The organism is Streptomyces sp. ActVer (genome assembly GCF_027270795.1).
In the GTDB taxonomy this organism is placed as follows: domain Bacteria; phylum Actinomycetota; class Actinomycetes; order Streptomycetales; family Streptomycetaceae; genus Streptomyces; species Streptomyces umbrinus_A.
The window spans coordinates 1-3,019 of sequence record NZ_JAPWHT010000735.1 but is presented as its reverse complement, the minus strand read 5'-3'; the positions used below and the strand labels follow the sequence as shown (position 1 = coordinate 3,019).

Annotated in this window: 1 pseudogene; it reads left to right on the top strand. The window is 73.8% G+C overall.

From position 1 onward, the window contains the following. Nucleotides 1–11: 11 nt before the first annotated feature. A pseudogene (locus O3Q52_RS51330) lies at nucleotides 12–3,019 on the top strand (hypothetical protein); the annotation flags it as partial.

Genomic DNA, 3,019 nt, shown 5'->3' with positions numbered 1-3,019 from the left:
GCGGTGAGCAGGTGCTGTCGGCGATCGGCGCCACGGTGCCGGCCACCCTGCCGGTGAGCCCGGATCCGCGCGCCACCGACAAGATCAGCGTGAACGAGCAGACCGGGGCACTGCACGTACCGGACGAACTGCGCTGGCTGACCGACTTCGACCGGGCCGTCGCGGTCGGCATGGGGCTGCGGATCCCGCTCGACGACCGCACCCGCAACGGGCTGGACCGGCTGATAGTGCTCGGTCTGCGCGAGCAGTCCACTCCGCAGCAGGCCGGCGCCGACCTGGCCGCCCTGATCACCCGGCAGTTGCGCAGCCCGGACGGGTTCGGCCTGCTGCCGCAGGGCACACCCACGAACAACTCGGAGGAGACACCGGCCGGGCAGGACGCCGAGGAGGAGGCCGACGCGGCGCTGCGGAGCACGGACACGGCAGCCTTCACCGCGGCCACCGGCGACTGGACCACCCGTACCGACGGACAGCGGTTCGCCGAACTGCTCGGCCTCGACCCCGGCGTACTGGCCGGGATGCCCAACGCTGACGGCACCGACCAGCGCGACGCCCGCGCCGCGAACACCGCGCTGTGGCCCGCCACTTGGGGATACTTCCTGCAGACCGCGCTGCGACCGGTCCTCGGCCCGGCCGCGGTCGAGGCGACCCGGGACTTCTTCCTCCGCTACGTCTCCGGCCGCGGCCCGCTGCCTGCCGTGAAGATCGGGCGGCAGCCGTACGGGATCCTGCCGACGACCGCGTTCTCCCGGCTCGCCTATCCGGCCTCCGCGACGCACCGCCGGGCGCTGCACCGGGTACTGACCGCCGCCGGTCAGGACTGGAGTGCGGCGGCGGAGCAGGTTCCGCGTCTGGGCGCTCCCGCGGACGATGAGCAGCCTCCGCCGGACCCGCACCAGCTGCTGCTGGACATCCTTGCCCTGCACCCGACATCGGCCGAGTACCACCAGCGGTACGCGCAGAGCGTCGAGGACCTGTTCAACCGGGAGAACCTGGGCGGTCTCGGCCGGACCGTGCTGCCCGCGCTGGACCGGCTGGATCTGCCCGGTCCGGTGCGGGCGCTGCTCGACCGGTTCGGCGCCGCCACCGGCCCGGGTCGGGATCCGGACCTGCTGCGGCGGCTGTTCACGGACTTCCAGCAGCCTCTGCTGGCGCCGCTGGTCGACGACCGTCCACTGTCGGAGACCGACCCGGTCCGGGACTACACCCCGGACGAGCGGAACTATCTGCGGTGGCTGGCCGACGCGGCCGGCACCGACCTGCACACGGTCCGGCTGGAGCTGGGCTTCACCGGTGACGTACGGCCGGCCGCACTGCTGTATCTGCTGCTGCGTCACGCCGTGCTGCTCGGCTGGGCGGACACCGCGCGCGGCCTAGTCGCCGGGGCCGGCGGCGCCGGTCCGGCCGATCTGTCCACCGCGGACCCGGCGTTCATCCACGTGCGGATCCCGGCGCCCGGCCAGGTGCTGGAGAGCGAGAGCCGGTTCCGGCTGCTGTACTCCCCCGCCCCGGCCGTCACCGGGAACCCCGAGCAGCTGCTGGTCGACTTCATCCCGGCGCTCCTCGAGCAGAACGGGTCCGGGGGCGGCCCGGCCACGACCGCGCTCGCCGAGCAGGTCGAGGCCCTGAAGCAACTGGCCGGCCTGCCGACGGCCCGGCTGGAACGGGTGTTGGCCGAGCATCTCGACCTGGCCACCTACCGGCTCGACGCCTGGCGTCTGGGCCAGGCCACCGAGCGGCTGGCCGAGCTGCGGTTCGGCCCCGGCGGCACCGGGACCGTCCGGCCCGGCCTGCATCTGGGCGCGTACGGCTGGCTGGAGGACGTCCGGCCGAGCACGGCCACACTCACTCCGGTCACGCTGACCGGTCCGCTCGCGACGGTCTTCGCCGGCAACTCGCCGCTGCTGCACGATCCCGGCAACGAGGGCTTCGTACACGCGCCGTCGCCCGGTCATGCCCGGACCGCGGCCGTGCTGCGGGCCGGGTACGCCGCCAACCGCACGCCCGACAACCCGGGCGCGTTCGCGGTGAACCTCAGCTCGGAGCGGGTCCGGGGCGCGCTGACCATCCTGGACGGGCTGCGGCAGGGCCAGTCGCTCGGCGCGCTGCTCGGCTACCGGTTCGAGCGCGGCCTGCACGACCGGCACGGCCAGGCCGAGGTGGACCAGTTCATCTCGGCGCTGCGCCTGCGGTTTCCGCTGCGGGCCGGGAAGATCGCGCAGACCGCGGCCGATCCACAGGGCGGGCCGGACGACATCGGGCAGGTCGAGGCCCGCAACGTGATCGACGGGCTCGCCCTGGTCCGGCACTTGACCCGTGAGGACGTGTCGCAGATCTACCCCTTCGACATCGCCGGGCTGCCTCGCGCCGACTCGGGGCAGATTGATGCCCTCACCGCCGAGGCGGCCCGGTTGCTCGACGACAACGACGCGGTCGCCGACCTCGCCGTCGCCGAGTCCGCCCACCAGGCTCTCGCCGGCAACGTCGAGCGTGCCTCGGCGACCCTGGACGCGTATGCCAAGGAGGGTCTGCCGCCCGAGCCCGCCGTCGTCGAGACCCCGCGCAGCGGGACCACGCTGACCCACCGGTTCGGCCTGCGGTTGCGGGCGGGACGGCACCCGGACCACGGGGACCCGCCGCGGGCGCAGGCCGAACCGGCCGTCGACGACTGGCTGTCGGACCTGCTGCCGTCGCCGCGGTCCGTGGCCGCGCGGGTCACCTGGACCGATCCGGTCGGCGGCGGCTTTCGCCACCGGGATGTCACCCAGGACGACCTCGACCTCGCTCCGATCGACCTGCTGTGGGCGGTGCGGCCGGCCGGGGACGCCGCGATGACCGACCTGGACGACCGGATCATCGGCGCCGTCGTCGATGACGATGACGACGACGGACCGCGTCCGGACCGTGAGTTGACCATCCGCTACACAGAGCGGATCGAGGACAAGATCACCTTCTTCGAGCTGTCCCCGCTGGTCGCCGCGCTCCGGACGCTGCTCACGACGGGCCGGCCGCTGCGCCC